Here is a 21,071-nt window from a genome sequence, read left to right as displayed (position 1 = left end):
GGGCAAGCCCGCTCCCACAAACAGCCTCCCTGTGGGAGCGGGCTTGCCCCGCGATGAGGCCCTCAAAGCCGACCCCGAACACGCAAGAGCAGCCAAGGCTGCTCTTTTGCTTTGCAAGAGAATACGAAAATGACCGCCGAATCCCGAATCCTCGAACTGCGTGCCGAACTCGACCAGCACAACTATCGCTACTACGTGCTCGACGAGCCCAGCGTTCCGGACGCCGAATACGACCGTCTGTTCAACGAGCTCAAAGCGCTGGAAGCCGAGCACCCAGAGCTGGTGACCGCTGATTCGCCGACCCAGCGTGTCGGTGGTGCAGCCTTGTCCGCCTTCAGCCAAGTGCGTCACGAAGTGCCGATGCTGAGCCTGGGCAACGCCTTCGAGGAAAACGACCTGCGCGAGTTCGACCGGCGCGTGGTCGAAGGGCTGGATCTGCCGGCAGGCGATCTGTTCGGTGACGGCGCGGCGGTGGACTACAGCTGCGAGCCCAAGCTCGATGGCCTGGCTGTCAGCTTGCTGTACCGCGACGGGCAGCTGGTGCAGGGCGCCACCCGCGGTGACGGCACCACCGGCGAAGACATCAGCGTCAACGTGCGTACCGTGCGCAACATTCCCCTGAAGCTGCAAGGCGAGGGCTGGCCAGCCGTGCTCGAAGTGCGCGGCGAGGTGTACATGTCCAAGGCCGGCTTCGAGCGTCTGAACCAGGCGCAGATCGAAGCGGGCGGCAAGACCTTCGCCAACCCGCGCAACGCCGCGGCGGGCAGCCTGCGTCAGCTGGATTCGAAGATCACCGCGAGCCGCCCGCTGGAGTTCTGCTGCTATGGCCTGGGCCAGGTCTCGGCGCCGCTGGCAGATACCCATATTGGCACCCTGGAACAGCTCAAGGCCTGGGGCATGCCGATCAGCCGCGAGTTGCGCCATGCAGCGGGCGTTGCCGAATGCCTGGAGTACTACCGCGATATCGGCGCGCGCCGCAATGACCTGCCTTACGAGATCGATGGCGTGGTGTTCAAGGTCAACAGTCTGGCTTCCCAGCGCGAGCTGGGCTTTCGTGCTCGCGAACCGCGCTGGGCCATTGCCCACAAGTTCCCGGCCATGGAAGAGTTGACCGAAGTGCTGGATGTGGAATTCCAGGTCGGACGTACCGGCGCGGTCACCCCGGTGGCCCGGCTCAAGCCGGTGAAGGTGGCTGGAGTGACCGTGTCCAATGCCACGTTGCACAACATGGACGAAGTGGCGCGCCTGGGGCTGATGATCGGCGATACGGTGATCATTCGCCGGGCTGGCGATGTCATCCCGCAGGTGATGCAGGTGGTGACCGAGCGTCGTCCTGATGATGCCCGGCCGGTGCACATCCCCACACAGTGCCCGGTCTGTGGCTCACAGGTAGAGCGCACGCAGTTGATCAAGCGCAGCAAGGGCAAGGAAACCGTCAGTGAAGGCGCGGTGTACCGCTGCGTCGGTCGTCTGGCCTGCGCTGCGCAACTCAAGCAGGCGATCATTCATTACGTCTCGCGGCGCGCCATGGACATCGAAGGGCTCGGCGAAAAGAGCGTCGAGCAACTGGTGGATGAAGGCCTGATCCGTTCGCCGGCCGACCTCTATCAGCTGACCTTCGAGCAGATTGTCGACCTGGAAGGCTTTGCCGAACTGTCGAGCAAGAACCTGCTGGCGGCCATTGCTGCCAGCAAGCAGCCGGGCCTTGCACGCTTCATCTACGCCCTGGGCATTCCCGATGTGGGTGAGGAGACGGCCAAGGTCCTGGCGCGTTCCCTGGGTTCGTTGCAGCGGGTCATGGCGGCATTGCCGCAGGTGCTGACCTACCTGCCGGACATCGGCCTGGAGGTGGCTCACGAGATCCATAGCTTCTTTGAAGATGAGCACAACCGCACCGTTATCAGTCAGTTGCTAGAGCGTGGGCTGCAGTTGCAGGACGAGGGCGATCTGGGCGCCGAGTTCGCGGCCAGCACCACCCTGGCCGGCTTGATCGCCAAGCTGGATATTCCCTCGGTGGGGCCGACGGGGGCGGAAAAGCTGGTGGCCAAACTCGGCAGCCTGGAAAAAATCATCGCCGCCGACGGCATCGATCTGCGCCAGGCCCTGGCGGCCAAGCAGGCCGATGCGGTGCGCAGTTACTTCCAGGATCCGGCCAATGCCGCGCTGGCCCTGGCGATTGAGGCGCAGTTGCGTGAGTTCGGCATGCACTGGTCGAGCGAGAAAAAAGTCGCCGCCGGTTTGCCGCTGACCGGTCAGACCTGGGTGCTGACCGGCTCCCTGGAGCGCATGAGTCGCGATATCGCCAAAGACAAGCTGGAAAGCCTCGGCGCCAAGGTCGCGGGCTCGGTGTCGGCCAAGACCCATTGCGTGGTGGCGGGGCCGGGGGCCGGTTCCAAGCTGGCCAAGGCCAATGAACTGGGGCTCAAGGTGCTGGATGAAGATGCATTTGTGACCTTTATGGGTGAGCACGGCATTGCCATCTAAGCCCAGGAACACCGCCAAGTCATTGAGTGCTGATGGTTTTTTTTGAATTAGAGGTTGTATCTTCACTTGATGCCGGTACAATGGCGCGGCTCGTCGCCAGATGAGCTGCGTTATGGTGACCCCATCGGTCCCCCCGCATTGATTACCCGTTAACCTGGTCAGGCCCGGAAGGGAGCAGCCATAGCGGGAACATCGAGTGCCGGGGTGTGGCTGGTGGGGTCGCCACCTATCTTCAAGCCATGCGCTTGTTCCTGCTTTACCTATCTTGTTTCTTTACCCTCTTCTGATGCGCGTGCAATTCCGTCTGCTTGCGTCTGGCTGTCCAGCGCTGCTGTATGGCGTTTGACCATCCGCTCAATCTCCCCAGATTTTTTCATGGCCTCAAGGCTGCGCAGAATCCCTTGCGTGGGTACGCCCGGATCATTTCGCACATAGCAGCTCAGTGCCTGCTCCTCCAGTAGTGCCACTGGCTTGAAGCGTTGCTCGGCGGGCAGCGAGCGATTGAACCAATCCAGGCTTAACTGACTGCTGACCGCGTAGCGGTAGCGTCCTGCCTGCAGCTTCTGCAGCACCTGCAACTGGTTGCGCGCATCGTCACGCTTGAAGTGGCCATTGTCGAAATGCGCCTGCAGGGCAGGGTAGTGAAATCCAAGCACGGCACCAATAACCTGGCTGGGCAGCTGCTCCAGGTTTGCTGGTGCTGGTTCGCGGGGATGAGCCACCAGCCAGTCGCGCTGCTGGAACAGCGGCGAGCTCCAGCTGAAGTTGCCCGACTGCCCGCCGCTCCAGGACGGCATGACGAAACAGCGCACATCGACGCTGCCACGCTCCATCCCCGCCTGCAGGCGCAAGCGCGGCATTACGTGAAATTCAGGGCGACGCTGCACGCGGCTGGTCAGGGTGTTCATCAGGTCGAACATGATGCCTTCGACAGGCTGGTTGTTTTCCAGGCGCACCAGCGGCATGGTCCAGCTATCGGCGACGGCAAAACGCAAGGGGGGTAACTCGGCGGCCGGCAGTTGGCCGATGTACAGCATTAACAGGCTCAAAACCCAGCGCATCCACTTCTCCCTGCGTGGTATCGGCATCCTGGCGAACAAAGCTTATACGTCAGGCTGCATAGCGGATGCAATTTCAGGCCTGCTCCGCTAGGATTAGCGGTCTTTGGTCTATCTATTTGACGGTTTTCGATGAGTTATCAGGTTCTTGCACGTAAATGGCGTCCGCGCTCGTTCCGCGAAATGGTCGGCCAGACCCATGTGCTCAAGGCTTTGATCAACGCACTGGACAACCAGCGCCTGCACCATGCCTACCTGTTTACCGGTACTCGCGGCGTGGGCAAGACTACCATCGCGCGAATCATCGCCAAATGCCTGAACTGTGAAACCGGCATCACCTCGACCCCCTGCGGCACCTGTTCGGTGTGCCGGGAGATCGACGAGGGCCGTTTCGTTGACCTGATCGAGATCGACGCCGCCAGTCGCACCAAAGTCGAAGACACCCGCGAGCTGCTCGACAACGTGCAGTACGCGCCGAGCCGTGGGCGCTTCAAGGTCTACCTGATCGACGAAGTGCACATGCTCTCCAGCCACTCGTTCAACGCCTTGCTCAAGACGCTGGAAGAGCCGCCGCCCTACGTCAAGTTCATCCTTGCCACCACTGATCCACAGAAGCTGCCCGCGACCATCCTCTCGCGTTGCCTGCAGTTTTCCCTGAAGAACATGACCCCCGAGCGGGTGGTCGAGCATCTGAGCCATGTGCTCGGTGCCGAGAACGTCCCGTTCGAAGACGACGCGCTGTGGCTGCTTGGCCGCGCCGCCGATGGCTCGATGCGCGATGCCATGAGCCTGACCGATCAGGCCATTGCTTTCGGTGAAGGCAAGGTGTTGGCCGCCGATGTGCGGGCCATGCTTGGCACGCTCGATCATGGCCAGGTCTATGGCGTCCTGCAGGCGCTGCTCGAAGGCGATGCTCGGGCCTTGCTCGAAGCGGTACGCCACCTGGCCGAGCAGGGGCCGGACTGGAGTGGCGTGCTGGCCGAGATGCTCAATGTGCTGCATCGCGTCGCCATTGCCCAGGCACTGCCTGAAGCCGTGGACAACGGCCAGGGCGATCGCGACCGGGTATTGGCCCTGGCCCAGGCGCTGCCGGCCGAAGACGTACAGTTCTACTACCAGATGGGCTTGATCGGTCGTCGTGACCTGCCGCTGGCTCCGGATCCGCGCGGCGGCTTCGAGATGGTGCTGTTGCGCATGCTGGCGTTCCGTCCCGCCGATACCGATGACGCACCGACGCCGGTACTAAAGCCGGTGGGGATCAGCCAGGCCACAGCTGATTCGGCAAGTGCGGTGGCAGCAGCGAGTGCCGCTGCGCCTGCGGTGATTGCTGCGCCGGCTGTCGAGCCTGCGCCTGTTGCTCCTGAGCCGGCGGTTGTTGCTCAGCCTGAGCCGGAACCTGAACCTGAGCCTGAGCCCGCGCCAGTCGAGGTCAAAGCTGAAGAGCCTGATCCTGAGCCGGTTGTCGACCTGCCCTGGAATGATCCAGCTCCGGTCCAGCCTGTTGCCGAGCCTGAAGCTGCACCTGCTGCGTCCGAACCTGTAGTCGAATCGCCGCAACCGGCGCCGGTTCAGGCGGTGGTGCGCCAGGACGAACCGCCTCACGACGACAGCATCGCCTACAGCCCGGCAGGCATGGAGCGTGACGACGAGCCGCCGCTGGACGAGGATTACTACGAGCCGGAGCTGGATCCGGCCAGCTACAGTTACCTGGATGAACTGGCGATCGAGCATGTGCACGAAGAGGCGCCGGTCGCTGCTCCCGAGCCGTTGCCAGCGGCCATGCCGGCCACCGGCCTGGCTTTGCAATGGCTGGAATTATTCCCGCAGTTGCCGATCTCCGGGATGACCGGCAGTATCGCCGCCAACTGTACGCTGATTGCCGCCGAAGGCGATGACTGGCTGCTGCACCTGGACCCGGCCCACAGTGCGCTGTTCAACGCTACCCAGCAGCGCCGCCTGAACGATGCCCTGAACCAACATTTCGGGCGTGCGCTGAAGCTGTCCATCGAGCTGATCCGCCCGGAGCAGGAAACCCCGGCCCAGGCGGCGGCTCGCAAGCGTGCCGAGCGTCAGGGTGAGGCAGAGGCTTCGATTGAGGCTGACCCGCTCATCCAGCAGATGATCAAGCAGTTTGGTGCCATGGTGCGACACGATACCATTGAACCTGTAGACGCCCCGGTAACCCAGGGCGAATGACCGAATGACACAAGCGGCCCGGGCCCGACCCGCGCCGCACCCCGTAAGACTAAATTTGAGGTGATCCCCATGATGAAAGGTGGCATGGCCGGCCTGATGAAGCAGGCCCAGCAGATGCAGGAAAAAATGGCCAAGATGCAGGAAGAGCTGGCCAACGCCGAAGTGACCGGTCAGTCCGGCGCCGGCCTGGTGAGCGTGGTGATGACCGGTCGTCACGACGTCAAGCGCATCAGCCTGGACGACAGCCTGATGCAGGAAGACAAGGAAGTGCTGGAAGACCTGATCGCCGCCGCCGTCAACGACGCGGTGCGCAAGGTCGAGCAGAACAGCCAGGAAAAAATGGGTGGCATGACCGCTGGCATGCAGCTGCCACCTGGTTTCAAAATGCCGTTCTAAGGCAGCACTCGTAGTACCTACGGTGGGAGCACGGCTGTGAGGTCGTTGCTCCCATCGTCGTTTTTCTCGCGCTTATTGAATATCCAGGTTATTGCCCATGAGCTTCAGTCCCCTGATTCGCCAACTGATCGATGCCTTGCGCATCTTGCCCGGCGTCGGCCAGAAAACCGCTCAGCGCATGGCACTGCAGTTGCTCGAGCGCGACCGCAGTGGCGGCACGCGCCTGGCTCAGGCCCTGAGCCAGGCCATGGAAGGGGTTGGCCATTGTCGCCAGTGCCGTACCCTGACCGAGCAGGAGCTGTGCCCGCAGTGCGCCGACACGCGCCGTGACGACACGCTGCTGTGCGTGGTCGAAGGGCCGATGGATGTCTATGCGGTGGAGCAGACCGGTTATCGAGGCCGTTACTTCGTGCTCAAAGGGCACCTGTCGCCGCTGGACGGGCTGGGGCCTGAGGCGATCGGTATTCCGCAGCTGATGGCGCGTATCGAGGAGCAGGGCACCTTTACCGAGGTGATCCTGGCGACCAACCCGACGGTGGAGGGTGAGGCGACGGCTCATTACATTGCGCAGCTGCTGGCCGACAAGGGCCTGGTGGCTTCGCGCATCGCTCATGGCGTGCCGTTGGGCGGAGAGCTGGAGCTGGTGGATGGCGGGACGCTGGCGCACTCCTTTGCGGGGCGCAAGCCGATTTCGTTGTAGATCTGGAGATTGTATCGCGGGGCAAGCCCGCTCCCACAGGATTTCCACCATCCTGTGGGAGCGGGCTTGCCCCGCGATTGAAACTCAGTATTCGCTCAACGAGAACTCGGTCAGGCAGAAGGTCGGAATACCCAGCGCCTGCAGTTTCTGCGAGCCACCCAGTTCCGGCAGGTCAATAATCGCTGCGGCCTCGAACACTTGCGCACCCATGCGGCGCACCAGGTTGCTTGCTGCCACGAAGGTCCCGCCGGTGGCGATCAAGTCGTCGAAAATCAGCACCGAATCGCCTTCACACAGGCTGTCGGCGTGCACTTCGAGGAACGCTTCACCGTATTCGGTCTGGTAGCCTTCGGCGAGCACGTCAGCCGGCAGCTTGCCCTGCTTGCGGAACAGGATCAGTGGCTTGTTCAGTTGGTGGGCGATGATCGAGCCGATCAGGAAGCCGCGGGCGTCCATGGCACCGATGTGGCTGAACTCGGCCTCGACATAGCGCTCGATGAAGGCGTCGGCCACATGGCGCAAGCCCCGTGGCGACTGGAACAGCGGCGTGATGTCACGAAAGATCACGCCGGCTTTCGGGAAGTCTGGTACTGGGCGGATCAGGGCTTTGAGGTCGAAGGTATCGCTGTGCATGGGGCGGGTATCCTGAGAAACGAATGCCCGCCAGTATACCCTTATCCCGTGGCCTCAGCTCTCCAGAGCACCACCGGCCAGCGCACACAGCTGGATCGGGTCGAGGATGTGGATTTCCTTGCCTTCGGCGGCAATCAGGCCGTTCTGCTGGAAGCGGGTGAAAACCCGTGAAACAGTTTCTACAGCCAGACCCAGGTAGTTACCGATTTCGTTGCGCGACATGCTCAGGCGGAACTGATTGGCCGAATAGCCCCGGGCACGGAAACGCGCCGAGAGGTTGACCAGGAAGGTGGCGATGCGTTCGTCGGCGGTTTTCTTCGACAACAGCAGCATCATTTGCTGGTCGTCGCGAATTTCGCGGCTCATCACCCGCATCAGCTGGCGACGCAGTTGAGGCAACTGAACCGAAAGTTCATCGAGGCGTTCGAAGGGGATTTCACAGACCGACGTGGTTTCCTGGGCCTGGGCCGATACCGGATAGGTTTCGGTGTCCATGCCGGACAGGCCGACCAGTTCGCTGGGCAGGTGAAAGCCGGTGATCTGTTCTTCACCGCCATCGCTCAGGCTGAAGGTTTTCAGGGCACCGGAGCGCACTGCGTAGACCGAAGCGAAGTTGTCACCCTGGCGGAACAGAAATTCGCCTTTCTTCAGCGGTCGCCCGCGTTTGACGATTTCATCCAATGCATCCATGTCTTCCATGTTCAACGACAATGGCAGGCACAGAGGCGCCAGGCTGCAATCCTTGCAGTGGGCCTGGTTATGGGGGCGCAGTTTGACTGGCTCGGACATTTCTTCATTCCTTGGGGGAAAGCACACATAAGCCGTAAGGGTAACTCAGGGCATGGGGTTTCGGCCAGCCCGCACCCGGATAGGGTGGGGTGGATGAGGTGCGGCGTATCGTCCGACCTCCGATAAACATAGTGTGCTTTACAAGTATGACTGTAAACAGTGTCCGTGCTTTGCGCTTCAGATCACCCGAGAGAAGCGTTGCTGGCTGTGCAGGCCGAGGTAGGCGTCGAATACCATGCATACCGAGCGCACCAGCAGGCGACCGGCGGGCAATACCTGGATGCCCTGGTTGCTGAGGTGGATCAGGCCATCGTCGTGCATGGCTTGCAGGGCTGGCCACTGGTCCTTGAAGTAGCCGCGAAAATCGATGGTAAAGGCTTGTTCGATGACCTCGAAGTCCAGTTCGAAGTGGCAGATCAACTGCTGGATCACCGCGCGGCGCAGGCGGTCGTCGGCGCTGCAGAGCAGGCCGCGGCTGGTGGCCAGCTGGGCGCTGGACAGGGTGTCCTGATAGGTGTTCAGGTCGCTGGTGTTCTGGCAGTACAGGTCACCGATCTGGCTGATGGCCGAGACGCCGAGGCCGATCAGGTCGCAGTGGCCGTGGGTGGTGTAGCCCTGGAAGTTGCGTTGCAGGGTCGACTCTTCCTGGGCGATGGCCAGTTCGTCGTCGGGCAGGGCGAAATGGTCCATGCCAATGTAGCGGTAGCCGGCGGCGGTCAGTTGTTCAATGGTTCTTTGCAGCATCTCCAGCTTGGCGGCGGGCGCCGGCAGGTCATTGCTGTCGATGCGCCGCTGGGGCATGAAGCGTTCCGGCAAGTGCGCATAGTTGAACACTGACAGGCGGTCCGGTTGCAGCTTGATGACTTCGTCCACGGTGCGGGCAAAGCCTTCTGGCGTTTGTTTGGGCAGACCGTAGATCAGGTCGAGGTTGATCGAGCGAAACTGCAGGGTGCGTGCCGCGTCGATGATTGTCCGGGTCTGTTCCAGGGTTTGCAGGCGGTTGATCGCCCGTTGCACGGCCGGATCGAGGTCCTGTACACCCAGGCTGACGCGATTGAAACCCAGTTCGCGCAGCAGACCCATGGTCGGCCAGTCGGCCTCGCGCGGGTCGATCTCGATGCCGTAGTCGCCGGAATCGTCGTCCAGCAGGTTGAAATGCTGGCGCAAATGCGCCATCAGCTGGCGCAGTTCGACGTGGCTGAGAAATGTCGGGGTGCCGCCACCGAAGTGCAATTGCTCGACGCTCTGCTTGGGGTCCAGGTGACAAGCGATCAGCTGGATTTCCTGCTCCAGGCGTTGCAGGTAGGGCTGGGCGCGGGCGCGGTCTTTGGTGATGACCTTGTTGCAGGCGCAGTAGTAGCAGATGTTGGCGCAGAACGGCACGTGCACGTAGAGCGACAGCGGCCGAACGGCCCGGCGGCTGTCACGCAGGGCGTGCAGCAGGTCGAAGGAGCCGACTTCGCTGTGCAGTTGCACTGCGGTTGGATAGGAGGTGTAGCGTGGGCCAGACAGGTCGTAGCGACGGATCAGGTCGGAGTCCCAACGGAGTGCGTCGAGCATGTGGGCAGTCCCCAGAATGAGCAGCAGTGCCCGAAGTCTAGGGGGGTGGCAAACAGCCCGTCTTGATTTGTATCAACGGCGCTTCAGTGGCCCATCAGCCAGTGCTGGTGCGGCCCTGGCAGGGTCCACAGACCGAACAGGATCACCAGTATGCCGCCGGCGACCCGTACCCCACGTTTGCGTAGCAGGGTGCTGGTGCGTTCGGCGGCAAGCCCGGTGGCCAGCAGCACAGGCCAGGTGCCAAGGCCGAAGGCCAGCATCAGCAGGGCGCTGTCAGCGGCGTTGCCCTGGCTCGCAGCCCACAACAGGGTGCTGTAGACCAGGCCGCACGGCAGCCAGCCCCACAGGGCGCCCAGCAGCAGGGCGCGGGGCAGGCTGGAAACCGGTAGCAGGCGGTTGGCCACGGGCTGTATGTGGCGCCACAGGCCGCGTCCGAGGCCTTCGATGCGAGTCAGGCCGCTCCACCAGCCGGCCAGGTACAGGCCCATGCTGATCAACAGCAATGCTGCGACCACACGCATGCCCAGGGCCACCGGGCTGTTGGCCACGGCCCAGCCGGCCAGGCCCAGCAGCAAGCCGGCCAGGGCGTAGCTGAAGATGCGGCCCAGGTTGTAGGCCAGCAGCAGGCGAAAGCGCCGGCTGCGCTGTTCTTTGGGGATGGCCAGGGTCAGGGCGCCCATCAGCCCGCCGCACATGCCCAGGCAGTGGCCACCACCGAGCAGGCCGAGGATCAGCGCCGAGCTGAGCAGGGGTAGCAGCTCAAGCACGGGGTGGGGCGCCGTCGTCGGGTTTCTTGCCGTCGGCTTCGTCCATCGCGGCGGTGTGCTGTGGGTCCTGATCGTCGAACAGGATGCTGTGGGCCGGGCTGTCGAGGTCGTCGTACTGACCGCTGTCCACCGCCCAGAAGAAGATGTAGATAGCGATGGCGACGATCAGCAGCGCGGCCGGAATCATGATGTATAGCGCGGGCATGGAAGCTCCTGATCAGGCCGTGGCCGGGTGTGAGTCGCGGGTCGCTGTGGCGCTGGCGGCCGGACCGCTGATGCGGGTCAGGCGCAGGGCGTTGAGCACCACGATCAGCGAACTGACGGACATGCCAATGGCCGCCCACACCGGCGTGATCCAGCCCAGGGCGGCAAAGGGCAGCATCAGGCCATTATACAGCGCTGCCCAGAGCAGGTTCTCGATAATAATCCGGCGGGTGCGCCGGGCCAGGCTGAAGGCCTGCACCAGCGCGTCGAGGCGATTGGACAGCAGTACTGCGTCGGCGCTGGTCTTGGCCAGGTCAGTGGCCGAGCCCATGGCGATGCTGATGTCGGCGGCGGCCAGCACCGGTACGTCGTTGACCCCGTCGCCGAGCATCAGCACTTTGTGGCCCTGCAACTGCAGGGCTTTGAGTTTTTCCAATTTGTCATCCGGGCGCAAGCCGCCGATGGCCTGGTCAATCTGCAGCTCGGCGGCCACGCTCTGCACCATCGGTGAGCTGTCGCCGGACAGTAGCAAGGTCTGCCAGCCGCGGGCGCGACAGGCCGTGAGCAGGTCGGCGGCGTCATTGCGCAGGCGGTCGTCGAGCACTAGCCAGGCCAGGGCGCCCTGGGTGTCGCCGAGCAACAGCCATTGGCCCGGCTCTGCGGGCATTTCGGGGGCAGCAGTGTTGCTCAAGGCGCACACGAAACCCGCTTCGCCGATGCGCAGGCGTTGCCCTTGCACCACGCCTTCAAGCCCGAGGCCAGGCTCGGCGTGTACCTCGTCGGCAGCAACGCTGGCACGCCCGAAGGCACGGGCAATCGGGTGCTCGGAGCGGTTTTCCAGGGCGGCGGCAAGCATCAGGCACTGATCGGCGTCGGCGGCGGCCAGCGGGCGAATGGCGCGCAAGGTCAGGCGGCCTTCGGTGAGGGTGCCGGTCTTGTCGAAGATCACTGTGTCGATCTGGTTCAGGCCTTCGAGCACATGGCCGCGGGTCAGCAGCAGGCCGAGTTTGTGCAGGGTGCCAGTGGCGGCGGTCAGCGCGGTTGGCGTGGCCAGCGACAGGGCGCAGGGGCAGGTGGCGACCAGCATCGCCAGGACAATCCAGAACGCCCGCGACGGGTCCAGCTGCCACCAGAGCAGGCCGATGGCCGCGGCGGCGACCAGGGAGAACAGCAGGAACCACTGCGAGGCGCGGTCGGCGATTTCCGCCAGGCGCGGTTTTTCCGACTGGGCTCGCTCCAGCAGGCGGACGATGGCCGACAGGCGCGTGTCCTGGCCGAGGGCCTGGACTTCGACGGTCAGTGCGCTTTCCACATTCAAGGTCCCGGCGGTTACCGCGTCGCCCGCACGGCGCGGCTGGGGCAGGTATTCACCGGTCAGCAGCGACTCATCGACACTCGACTGGCCGCTGACGATACGCCCGTCGGCAGGCACGACATGGCCGGGCTGAATCAGGACGCAATCACCCAGTTGCAACTCACTGAGCAGGATCCGCTCGCTTTGGCCCGCCGCGCCCAGGCGCAGGCAGGACGCCGGCAGCAGGTTGACCAGCTGTGCCGTGGCGGCGGCCGTGCGCTCACGGGCGCGGCGTTCCAGGTAGCGGCCTGCGAGCAGGAACAGGGCAAACATGCCCACGGCATCGAAATACAGCTCGCCGCTGCCGGTGATCGCGGTCCAGATCCCGGCACCATAGGCCAGGCCGATGGCCAGCGACACCGAAACGTCCATGGTCAGGTGCCGGGTGCGCAGGTCGCGGGCGGCGCCACGGAAGAACGGCGCGCAGCTGTAGAAGACGATCGGGGTGGTCAGGAACAGCGCGACCCAGCGCAGGATGGTGTGCAGCTCCGGGCTCAGGTCGATGTTGAATTCCGGCCAGGTGGCCATGGTCGCCATCATCGCCTGGAACCACAGCAGGCCGGCGACCCCCAGTTGGCGTAGGGCGGTGCGGTTTTCATTGGCCAGCTGTTCGGCGGCGCGGTCGGCTTGGTAGGGGTGCGCGGCGTAACCGATGTGGCGCAGTTCGGCCAGCAGCCTGGACAGCGGTAACTGACTGTCGGCCCAGTTGACGTGCAGGCGGTGGTTGGACAGGTTCAGCCGCGCCTCGGCAACGCCAGGCAGGTTACGCAGGTGTTTTTCGATCAGCCAGCCGCACGCGGCGCAGCTGATGCCTTCGATCAGCAGGGTGGTTTCGGCCAGTTCACCGCTGTGGCGGACGAAAGGTTTTTGCACATCGGCTCGGTCGTACAGGGCCAGTTCGTCGACCAGTTGCTGGGGCAGGGCATCGGGGTTGGCGCTGGCTTCGCTGCGGTGCTGGTAATAGCTTTCCAGGTTGCCAGCGACAATGGCTTCGGCCACGGCCTGGCAACCCGGGCAGCAGAACAGCCGGTCCTGGCCGAGTACCACGGCGGTGAAGTGGCTGCCGGCGGGAACGGGCAGGGCGCAGTGGTAGCAAGGCGTGGGGCTGGTCATGGCAATCTATCGCAAGGTCCGGGGTGAACCTGATCGCGGGGCAAGCCCGCTCCCACAGTGTGTCTCGGTGGGAGCGGGCTTGCCCCGCGATCAAGGCCGACTCATTTTTCGAGGTGTTCAGCCCCTTGCAGCGCTTCGTCGCCCAGCTGCAGGGTTACATCATGGCCAACCTGTTCTTCTTCAAACAGACGCCAGACATGCTCGTCCTGGCTGCCGAGCAGCTCGACGAAGCGACGGCCTTCGATCTTGTCGCTGAGCTGGCCGACGTAGCGTCCGGCTTCGCTGGCGCTCTGGGTCAGGATGATCTTGCGGTCTTTCTCCGGCTGGGTCGGCGAGATCAGGTTGAGTTCCAGGGTTTTCGGCTGGCTGTTACCGCTCAGGCGCAGTTCGACTTCACCGGTCAGCTCGTCCAGGTGCACACTGGCCTTGAGGTTCAGGGTCTGGCCCAGCAGTTCACGGTCCAGCGAGCGGTTGATGCCTTTGCCGGCCTCGTAGTAGTTGTCGTTGACCAGGTTGTCCGGGTTGTTGACCGCGATGTAGACCATGGTCAGGCTCAGGGTCACCGAGGTGGCCAGCACCCCGATGATGATCCATGGCCAAAGGTGCTTGTACCAGGGGCTGGCGGCTGTTGCAGAAGGCATAGACTCAGTCTCTTATCGAATTTGCGGGCCGATGAAGCGGCTCTTGGCTTCAACCTGGGTGGCGCTGTCGTCAGCGTCCTTGAGGGTGAAAGTGACTTCGTTGGTGCTCGATGGCAGTTTCTCCGGGGCCATCGACAGTTGTACCGGCAGGCTGACGATGTCACCGGCGGCGACACGAATTTCCCCGGCGCCTTCAAGCTTGAGGTCGGGCAGGCCAGCGGCTTCGAGCACGTAGACGTGGTCGCGCTGGTCCTTGTTCATGACCTTCAGGCTGTAGACGTTTTCGATCCGGCCCTGGGCGTTTTCGCGGTACAGGACGCGGTCCTTGCTGACATCGAAACCGACCAGCGGGCGCAGCACAAAGGCGCTGGCGAGCAGGGCGATCATGGCCAGCAAGACCACCGCATAACCGATCAGGCGCGGGCGCAACATGTGGGTTTTCTGCCCGGAGAGGTTGTGCTCGGTGGTGTAGCTGATCAGGCCTTTGGGGTAGTTCATCTTGTCCATGATGGTGTCACAGGCGTCGATGCAGGCGGCGCAGCCGATGCACTCGATCTGCAGGCCATCGCGAATGTCGATGCCGGTCGGGCAGACCTGAACGCACATGGTGCAGTCGATGCAGTCACCCAGACCTTTGGCTTTGTAATCGAGGTCTTTCTTGCGTGGGCCACGGGTTTCGCCGCGACGTGGATCGTAGGAGACGATCAGCGTGTCCTTGTCGAACATCACACTCTGGAAGCGCGCATAGGGGCACATGTACACGCACACCTGCTCGCGCAGCCAGCCGGCATTACCGTAGGTGGCCAGGGTGAAGAAACCGACCCAGAAATACGCCCAGCCATCGGCCTGGCCGGTGAAGAACTCCACCACCAGCTCGCGGATCGGCGAGAAGTAGCCGACGAAGGTCATGCCGGTGACAAAGCCGATCAGCAGCCACAGGCTGTGCTTGGCCAGTTTGCGCAGGAGTTTGTTGCCACTCATGGGCGCCTTGTCCAGCTTCATGCGCTGGTTGCGGTCACCTTCAGTGACCTTTTCGCACCACATGAAGATCCAGGTCCAGACGCTCTGCGGACAGGTGTAGCCGCACCACACCCGGCCGGCGAATACGGTGATGAAGAACAGGCCGAAGGCGGCAACGATCAACAGGCCGGACAGCAGGATGAAATCCTGGGGCCAGATGGTGGCACCGAAGATGTAGAACTTGCGCTCGGGCAGGTTCCACCAGACCGCCTGGTGCTCGCCCCAGTTCAGCCACACCGTGCCGAAATACAGCAGGAACAGGACGGCGCCGCCGGCCATGCGCAAATTGCGAAACAAGCCGGTGAAGGCCCGGGTGTAGATTTTTTCCCGAGAGGCGTAGAGATCGACGCTGTCTTTGTCTTTATTGGCAGGCGGGGTGACATCATGTACTGGAATCTGCTTGCTCATCATTGAGTCCCACGGCAGTGGAATAACGCCGCGATCAGTGCGTGCCGACCGCAGTCAGAAGTTTATGCTGCTCCAGGTCGGATAATACGCCTGTAGTGGCAGCATGGGGCATGGTTGCGACCTTTAGTCGCGTTGGGTTTGCCTGGTGATTAGTGTAGTGGGCGTGTCAATTGATCTGGGTCATGCGAACTGTCTTGACCTGGTGGGGGCAGCGCCTATAAAAAAGCCCCGCCAGTCTGCACTGACGGGGCCTTTTGGTGGCTGTGCGAATTACTTCGCCTCAGCCGCCTTTTCGCCTTGATGCGACAGGCTGTAGACATAGGCGGCCAGCAGGTGGACCTTGTCGTTACCCTGGATCGCTTCCTGAGCAGGCATCTGGCCCTGACGGCCGTAACGGATGGTCTGCTGCAGTTGCGCGAAGCTCGAACCGTAGATGAACGCCTGTGGGTGCGTCAGGTTCGGCGCGCCCATGGCCGGGGTGCCTTTGCCTTCCGGACCGTGGCAGGCCACGCAGTTGGCGGCGAAGAGCTTCTGGCCGTTGGCAACGTCGGCTTTCGCCCCTTCTGGCAGCTTGCGGCCATCAAGGTTGGTCAGCACGTACCCGGCAACGTCGGCAACGCCCTGCTCACCAATGACTTCGGCCCAGGCCGGCATCACGCCGTGACGACCGCCCATGATGGTGGCCTTGATGGTTGCCGGATCACCGCCCCAGCGCCAGTCGTTGTCGGTGAGGTTAGGGAAGCCATAGGAACCCTTGGCGTCAGAACCGTGGCACACCGAGCAGTTGGAGGCGAACAGGCGCCCACCCATTTTCAGGGCTTGCGGATCCTTGGCCACTTCTTCGATGGGCATGGCTGCAAATTTGGCGAAGATCGGCCCAAATTTAGCGTCAGCGCGGGCCATTTCCTTTTCCCACTCGTGTACGCCGGTCCAGCCAGGCTGGCCGTTGGCGAACTCGGTCTTTTTCTCGTTATCCACGTACTGGTAACCCGGCAAAATGCCTTTCCAGTTACCCAGACCCGGGTACAGCACCAGGTAACCCAGGGCGAAAACGATGGTGCCGACGAACAGCATGAACCACCATTTCGGCAACGGGTTGTCATATTCCTCGATGCCGTCGTAGGCGTGGCCCACGGTTTCTTCGGTGGTTTCGCTGCGCTGGCCCTTGCGGGTGGACAGCAGCAGCCAGGTCAGGGCGAAGATTGTGCCCAGACTCAAAACGGTGACGTACAGACTCCAGAAGGTAGTCATTCGTTGTTACTCCTAGACGCTTTCGCTTGCGCTTGCTCGACGTGCTTGCTGGCTTCGGGATCATCCGCGAAGGGCAGCATGGTCGCTTCGTCGAACTCAGACTTGCGCCGAGAACTGAACACCCATAACGCCAGGCCAATAAAGGCCACCATCACCACGACGGTGCCCAGGCCACGAATCATCCCGATATCCATCAATGTCACCGTTTGCTTTTGATGATGGTGCCCAGGCCTTGCAGGTAGGCCACCAGAGCGTCCATTTCAGTCTTGCCCTTGACCGCGTCGCGGGCACCGGCGATGTCTTCATCGGTGTACGGTGTGCCGAGGGTGCGCAGGACTTCCATTTTCTTGACGGTGTCCTTGCCATCGAGCTTGTTCTCTACCAGCCATGGGTAGGCCGGCATTTTCGACTCGGGCACGACGTTGCGCGGGTTGTACAGGTGCGCACGGTGCCAGTCATCGGAGTAACGGCCGCCGACACGTGCCAGGTCCGGACCGGTACGCTTGGAACCCCACAGGAACGGGTGGTCCCAGACGCTTTCACCGGCAACCGAGTAGTGGCCGTAGCGCTCGGTTTCGGCACGGAACGGACGGATCATCTGCGAGTGGCACTGCACGCAGCCTTCGCGGATGTAGATGTCACGGCCTTCCAGTTCCAGCGCGGTACGTGGCTTCATGCCCTCGACCGGCTTGTTGGTGACGTCCTGGAAGAACAGCGGGACGATCTGGGTCAGGCCACCGACACTCACGGCGATGACCATGAAGAAGGCCAGCAGGCCGATATTCTTCTCGAGTGTTTCGTGCTTCATCAGTGAGCTCCAACTACAGCGATCTGAGCCGCGGCTTCAGCTTCGGCCGGCTTCGAGGCGCGTACGGTACGGTAGACGTTGTACGCCATCAGCAGCATGCCGGAGGCGAAGAACGCACCGCCCAGGGCACGGACGATAAAGCCTGGGTGGCTGGCCTGCAGGGCTTCGACGAAGGAGTAGGTGAGGGTGCCGTCATCGTTGATTGCACGCCACATCAGGCCCTGGGTGATGCCGTTGACCCACATCGAGGAGATGTACAGCACGGTACCGATGGTCGCCAGCCAGAAGTGCGCGTTGATCAGGCCGATGCTGTGCATCTGCTCGCGGCCGTAGACTTTCGGGATCATGTGGTACAGGGCGCCGATCGAGATCATCGCAACCCAGCCCAGAGCGCCGGCGTGTACGTGGCCTACGGTCCAGTCGGTGTAGTGCGACAGCGAGTTGACGGTCTTGATCGCCATCATCGGACCTTCGAAGGTCGACATGCCGTAGAACGCCAGGGACACCACGAGGAAACGCAGGATCGGGTCGGTGCGCAGCTTATGCCAGGCGCCCGAGAGGGTCATCATGCCGTTGATCATGCCGCCCCAGCTTGGTGCCAGGAGAATGATCGACATGGCCATGCCCAGCGACTGCGCCCAGTCCGGCAGGGCGGTGTAGTGCAGGTGGTGCGGGCCGGCCCAGATGTACAGGGTGATCAGTGCCCAGAAGTGCACGATCGACAGGCGATAGGAGTAGATCGGACGCTCGGCCTGTTTCGGCACGAAGTAGTACATCATGCCGAGAAAGCCGGTGGTCAGGAAGAAGCCCACGGCGTTGTGGCCGTACCACCACTGGATCATCGCGTCGGTGGCGCCCGAGTAAGCCGAGTAGGACTTGAACAGGCTGACCGGCAGCGAAGCGTGGTTGACGATGTGCAGCATCGCGGTCACCACGATGAACGCACCGTAGAACCAGTTACCTACATAGATGTGCTTGGTTTTACGCTTGACGATGGTGCCGAAGAACACCACACCGTAGGTGACCCAGACAATCGCCAGCAAAATGGCGATCGGCCATTCCAGCTCGGCGTATTCCTTGGTCGTGGTGTAACCCAGCGGCAGGGTAATGAGCGCACCGACGATCACCGCTTGCCAACCCCAGAAGGTGAAGGCCGCGAGGCTGTCGGAAATCAGTCGCGTCTGGCAGGTACGCTGCACGACATAATAAGAAGTGGCAAACAGTGCACAGCCACCGAAGGCGAAAATCACCAGGTTGGTGTGCAGTGGGCGAAGCCGTCCAAAGCTCGTCCATGGCAGGTCCAGGTTCAGCTGGGGCCATACCAGTTGCGAGGCGATGAAGACTCCAAGCCCCATGCCAAGGATCCCCCAGACCACCGTCATGATGGCGAACTGGCGGACGACCTTATAGTTATAAGCAGTCGGACTGATTGCTGTGCTCATTCTAAGGTTCCACGGTTTGGGTGTTTTTGTAGGTTAAAAAATCGGCGCAAGTATGTATAAACCGTGTGGTTATTGCAACGCGATGGCTCTCGCGCCGACCTTTGCCAAAGCCCGATCTACCGCTGTTCCGGGCCTTGTTGGCGGACAAAGTGTACACAATTATCTGTTTGATATGTGTACCGTTATCCATCTTTTCTTGTCCAATCGGTCAGGCTTGTTGTAACCGTTTTCCGTTATCCAGAAGCGGGTACAAAGAGGTCGAGCCGATCCCATCTGCCTTTGCACGCATTCTTCAACAGCCACGACCGACCAACGGGATTATCAGGCCCCGGGTTGCGGTCGCTGTGGCAACAAGCTTAGTTCCGATCAAGGCGGGTGCAAGGCGGGGTGGCGGGGGAGGTGCGACGTTTGGTCGCAAGGGGGAAGTGGAACCGCCGCATCCGGGTGGCTGCGGCGGTTTGAGTCAAGGCTCAGTTAAGGGATGATTTTACTTGGCAGAGAGGTTCTCACCTTGAGCCGGTTCATCCTGCGACAGGCTGTAGACATAGGCGGCCAGCAGGTGGACCTTGTCGTTACCCTGGATCGCTTCCTGGGCGGGCATCTGGCCCTGACGGCCGTAACGGATGGTCTGCTGCAACTGGGCGAAGCTTGAACCGTAGATGAAGGCTTGCGGGTGCGTCAGGTCCGGTGCGCCCATGGCTGGGGTACCTTTGCCTTGCGGACCGTGGCAGGCCACACAGTTGGTTGCAAAGAGCTTCTCGCCATTGCCGACATCGGCCTTGGTGCCTTCTGGCAGCTTGCGTCCATCCATGCTGGTGAGGACGAAAGCGGCTACGTCGGCCACACCTTGCTCACCGATCACTTCGGCCCAGGCCGGCATGACGCCGTGACGACCGCTCATGATCGACTGCTTGATGGTGTCCGGATCGCCGCCCCAGCGCCAGTCCTTGTCGGTCAGGTTAGGGAAACCGTAGGCACCCTTGGCGTCGGAGCCGTGGCACACCGAGCAGTTGGAGGCGAACAGGCGGCCACCCATCTTCAGCGCTTGCGGATCCTTGGCCACTTCCTCTACCGGCATGGCGGCGAACTTGGCGAAGATCGGGCCGAACTTGGCGTCAGCCTTGTCCATTTCTTTCTGCCATTCATTGACCTGGGTCCAGCCGTCCTGATAGCCCGGCAGGATGCCTTTCCAGTTGCCCAGGCCAGGGTAGAGGATCAGGTAGCCGACCGAGAACACCAAGGTGCCGACGAACAGCCAGAACCACCACTTGGGCAGCGGGTTGTCGTACTCCTCGATGCCGTCGAAGCTGTGGCCCATGGTCTGGTCGCCGCCGTTGGGCTTTTCGCCCTTGCGCGTGGCCAGCAGCAGCCAGGTCAAGCCGATCAGGCTGCCGATGGTCAGTACGCAGATGTACGTACTCCAGAAGGTGGTCATTGCCCGTTACTCCTCGATGCGGGTTCGTTGGCGGCAGGTGCTAGGCGGTCATCGGCGAACGGCAACAGGCTTGCCTCGGCAAACTCGCGGTCACGCCGACCGTTGAACACCCACAACGACAGGCCGATGAAGGCGATGGCCACCAGCAGGGTGCCCAGGCCGCGCAGCTGGCCGATATCCAGTGTGAAGTCCATGGCACTTACCTCTTGTTCTTGATCGCGGTGCCGAGCACCTGCAGGTAGGCAACCAGTGCATCCATTTCGGTCTTGCCCTTGATCGACTCCACCGCACCGCTGATATCCGCGTCGGTGTAGGGCACGCCCAGGGTGCGCATGGTGCGCAGCTTGGTCTCGGTGTGGCTGCTGTCTACTGGGCTGGCGACCAGCCATGGGTAGGCCGGCATCTTCGACTCGGGCACGACGTTGCGCGGGTTGTACAGGTGCGCACGGTGCCAGTCATCGGAGTAACGGCCGCCGACACGCGCCAGGTCCGGACCGGTACGCTTGGAGCCCCACAGGAACGGGTGGTCCCAGACACTTTCACCGGCGACCGAGTAGTGGCCGTAGCGCTCGGTTTCGGCACGGAACGGACGGATCATCTGCGAGTGGCACTGCACACAGCCTTCGCGGATGTAAATGTCACGGCCTTCCAGTTGCAGCGCGGTGTAAGGCTTCATGCCTTCGACCGGCTTGTTGGTGACGTCCTGGAAGAACAGCGGGACGATCTGGGTCAGACCGCCGATGCTGACGGCAAAGACCATCAACAGCACCAGCAGGAAGACGTTTTTCTCGATTACTTCGTGTTTCATCTCG

Annotated in this window: 20 protein-coding genes and 1 other RNA gene; 5 read left to right on the top strand and 16 right to left on the bottom strand. The window is 62.3% G+C overall.

The window, feature by feature from the left end; genetic code table 11:
- The first annotated feature begins 129 nt into the window (after positions 1-129).
- Together ligA and ffs are read left to right on the top strand one after the other, a co-directional pair.
- Positions 130-2,484 carry an NAD-dependent DNA ligase LigA gene (gene ligA / locus ACVI9W_RS04570; protein ID WP_461529322.1) on the top strand — a complete coding sequence of 785 codons (2,355 nt, stop codon included), beginning with the start codon at positions 130-132 and terminating at the stop codon, positions 2,482-2,484.
- Positions 2,485-2,606: 122 nt separating this feature from the next.
- Positions 2,607-2,703, top strand: an RNA gene (gene ffs / locus ACVI9W_RS04565) — signal recognition particle sRNA small type.
- Positions 2,704-2,744: 41 nt separating this feature from the next.
- Here ffs and ACVI9W_RS04560 read toward each other — a convergent pair.
- Entirely contained in the window at positions 2,745-3,545 is an 801-nt protein-coding gene (locus ACVI9W_RS04560) for a substrate-binding periplasmic protein (protein WP_461529321.1), read from the bottom strand.
- Positions 3,546-3,674: 129 nt separating this feature from the next.
- Between ACVI9W_RS04560 and dnaX the strand changes: the two genes are divergently transcribed.
- From dnaX to recR, 3 genes are all read left to right on the top strand, one after another.
- Positions 3,675-5,738: a DNA polymerase III subunit gamma/tau gene (gene dnaX / locus ACVI9W_RS04555; RefSeq protein ID WP_461529320.1), complete on the top strand. Its 2,064-nt coding sequence runs from the start codon at positions 3,675-3,677 to the stop codon at positions 5,736-5,738.
- Positions 5,739-5,807: 69 nt separating this feature from the next.
- Positions 5,808-6,134 (top strand): YbaB/EbfC family nucleoid-associated protein, encoded by a 327-nt coding sequence (locus ACVI9W_RS04550; RefSeq protein ID WP_028945400.1) that lies wholly within the window; start codon positions 5,808-5,810, stop codon positions 6,132-6,134.
- A gap of 97 nt (positions 6,135-6,231) precedes the next feature.
- Positions 6,232-6,834: a recombination mediator RecR gene (gene recR / locus ACVI9W_RS04545; RefSeq protein WP_038613204.1), complete on the top strand. Its 603-nt coding sequence runs from the start codon at positions 6,232-6,234 to the stop codon at positions 6,832-6,834.
- 84 nt (positions 6,835-6,918) lie between these two features.
- On the opposite strand, the gene ACVI9W_RS04540 is transcribed toward recR, so the two are convergent.
- The 15 genes from ACVI9W_RS04540 to ccoO (ACVI9W_RS04470) all read right to left on the bottom strand — a co-directional run bounded on the left by ACVI9W_RS04540 (position 6,919) and on the right by ccoO (ACVI9W_RS04470) (position 21,067).
- Entirely contained in the window at positions 6,919-7,467 is a 549-nt protein-coding gene (locus ACVI9W_RS04540) for an adenine phosphoribosyltransferase (protein ID WP_038613202.1), read from the bottom strand.
- A gap of 54 nt (positions 7,468-7,521) precedes the next feature.
- Positions 7,522-8,256 carry a Crp/Fnr family transcriptional regulator FnrA gene (gene fnrA / locus ACVI9W_RS04535; protein ID WP_038613200.1) on the bottom strand — a complete coding sequence of 245 codons (735 nt, stop codon included), beginning with the start codon at positions 8,254-8,256 and terminating at the stop codon, positions 7,522-7,524.
- 177 nt (positions 8,257-8,433) lie between these two features.
- A complete protein-coding gene (hemN, locus tag ACVI9W_RS04530; protein ID WP_038613198.1) occupies positions 8,434-9,816 on the bottom strand; it encodes an oxygen-independent coproporphyrinogen III oxidase in 1,383 nt (460 codons plus the stop codon).
- A gap of 83 nt (positions 9,817-9,899) precedes the next feature.
- Complete coding sequence (locus tag ACVI9W_RS04525) at positions 9,900-10,583, bottom strand: sulfite exporter TauE/SafE family protein (protein ID WP_191832687.1); 684 nt, start codon at positions 10,581-10,583, stop codon at positions 9,900-9,902.
- Positions 10,576-10,788, bottom strand: a complete 213-nt coding sequence (gene ccoS / locus ACVI9W_RS04520) for a cbb3-type cytochrome oxidase assembly protein CcoS (protein ID WP_038613194.1) — start codon at positions 10,786-10,788, stop codon at positions 10,576-10,578. Before ccoS ends, ACVI9W_RS04525 begins: the two co-directional genes overlap by 8 nt.
- A gap of 12 nt (positions 10,789-10,800) precedes the next feature.
- Entirely contained in the window at positions 10,801-13,254 is a 2,454-nt protein-coding gene (locus ACVI9W_RS04515; RefSeq protein WP_461529319.1) for a heavy metal translocating P-type ATPase, read from the bottom strand.
- Positions 13,255-13,355: 101 nt separating this feature from the next.
- Positions 13,356-13,895, bottom strand: a complete 540-nt coding sequence (locus tag ACVI9W_RS04510) for a FixH family protein (protein ID WP_038613190.1) — start codon at positions 13,893-13,895, stop codon at positions 13,356-13,358.
- A 12-nt stretch (positions 13,896-13,907) separates the two neighbouring features.
- Entirely contained in the window at positions 13,908-15,323 is a 1,416-nt protein-coding gene (gene ccoG, locus ACVI9W_RS04505; RefSeq protein WP_461529318.1) for a cytochrome c oxidase accessory protein CcoG, read from the bottom strand.
- Between the two features lie 270 nt (positions 15,324-15,593).
- On the bottom strand, positions 15,594-16,574 hold the full coding sequence (gene ccoP / locus ACVI9W_RS04500; RefSeq protein WP_157193414.1) for a cytochrome-c oxidase, cbb3-type subunit III: 981 nt from the start codon (positions 16,572-16,574) through the stop codon (positions 15,594-15,596).
- Positions 16,571-16,768 (bottom strand): CcoQ/FixQ family Cbb3-type cytochrome c oxidase assembly chaperone, encoded by a 198-nt coding sequence (locus ACVI9W_RS04495; RefSeq protein ID WP_010225992.1) that lies wholly within the window; start codon positions 16,766-16,768, stop codon positions 16,571-16,573. Before ACVI9W_RS04495 ends, ccoP (ACVI9W_RS04500) begins: the two co-directional genes overlap by 4 nt.
- Positions 16,769-16,773: 5 nt before the next feature.
- Positions 16,774-17,382, bottom strand: a complete 609-nt coding sequence (gene ccoO / locus ACVI9W_RS04490) for a cytochrome-c oxidase, cbb3-type subunit II (RefSeq protein ID WP_038613183.1) — start codon at positions 17,380-17,382, stop codon at positions 16,774-16,776.
- Positions 17,382-18,824, bottom strand: coding sequence for a cytochrome-c oxidase, cbb3-type subunit I (gene ccoN / locus ACVI9W_RS04485; protein ID WP_038613180.1), 1,443 nt, complete (start codon positions 18,822-18,824; stop codon positions 17,382-17,384). The genes ccoO (ACVI9W_RS04490) and ccoN overlap by 1 nt, the downstream gene beginning before the upstream one ends.
- Positions 18,825-19,311: 487 nt before the next feature.
- Positions 19,312-20,259: a cytochrome-c oxidase, cbb3-type subunit III gene (ccoP, locus tag ACVI9W_RS04480; RefSeq protein WP_422417991.1), complete on the bottom strand. Its 948-nt coding sequence runs from the start codon at positions 20,257-20,259 to the stop codon at positions 19,312-19,314.
- Positions 20,256-20,453, bottom strand: a complete 198-nt coding sequence (locus tag ACVI9W_RS04475; RefSeq protein WP_038613176.1) for a cbb3-type cytochrome oxidase subunit 3 — start codon at positions 20,451-20,453, stop codon at positions 20,256-20,258. The genes ccoP (ACVI9W_RS04480) and ACVI9W_RS04475 overlap by 4 nt, the downstream gene beginning before the upstream one ends.
- Positions 20,454-20,458: 5 nt before the next feature.
- Positions 20,459-21,067, bottom strand: a complete 609-nt coding sequence (gene ccoO, locus ACVI9W_RS04470) for a cytochrome-c oxidase, cbb3-type subunit II (protein WP_038613174.1) — start codon at positions 21,065-21,067, stop codon at positions 20,459-20,461.
- Positions 21,068-21,071: the final 4 nt, after the last annotated feature.

It is taken from the genome of Pseudomonas sp. 210_17 TE3656, assembly GCF_054821965.1.
Note: the sequence above shows the minus strand (reverse complement) of the source record. Positions and strands in the feature narration are given on the sequence as shown.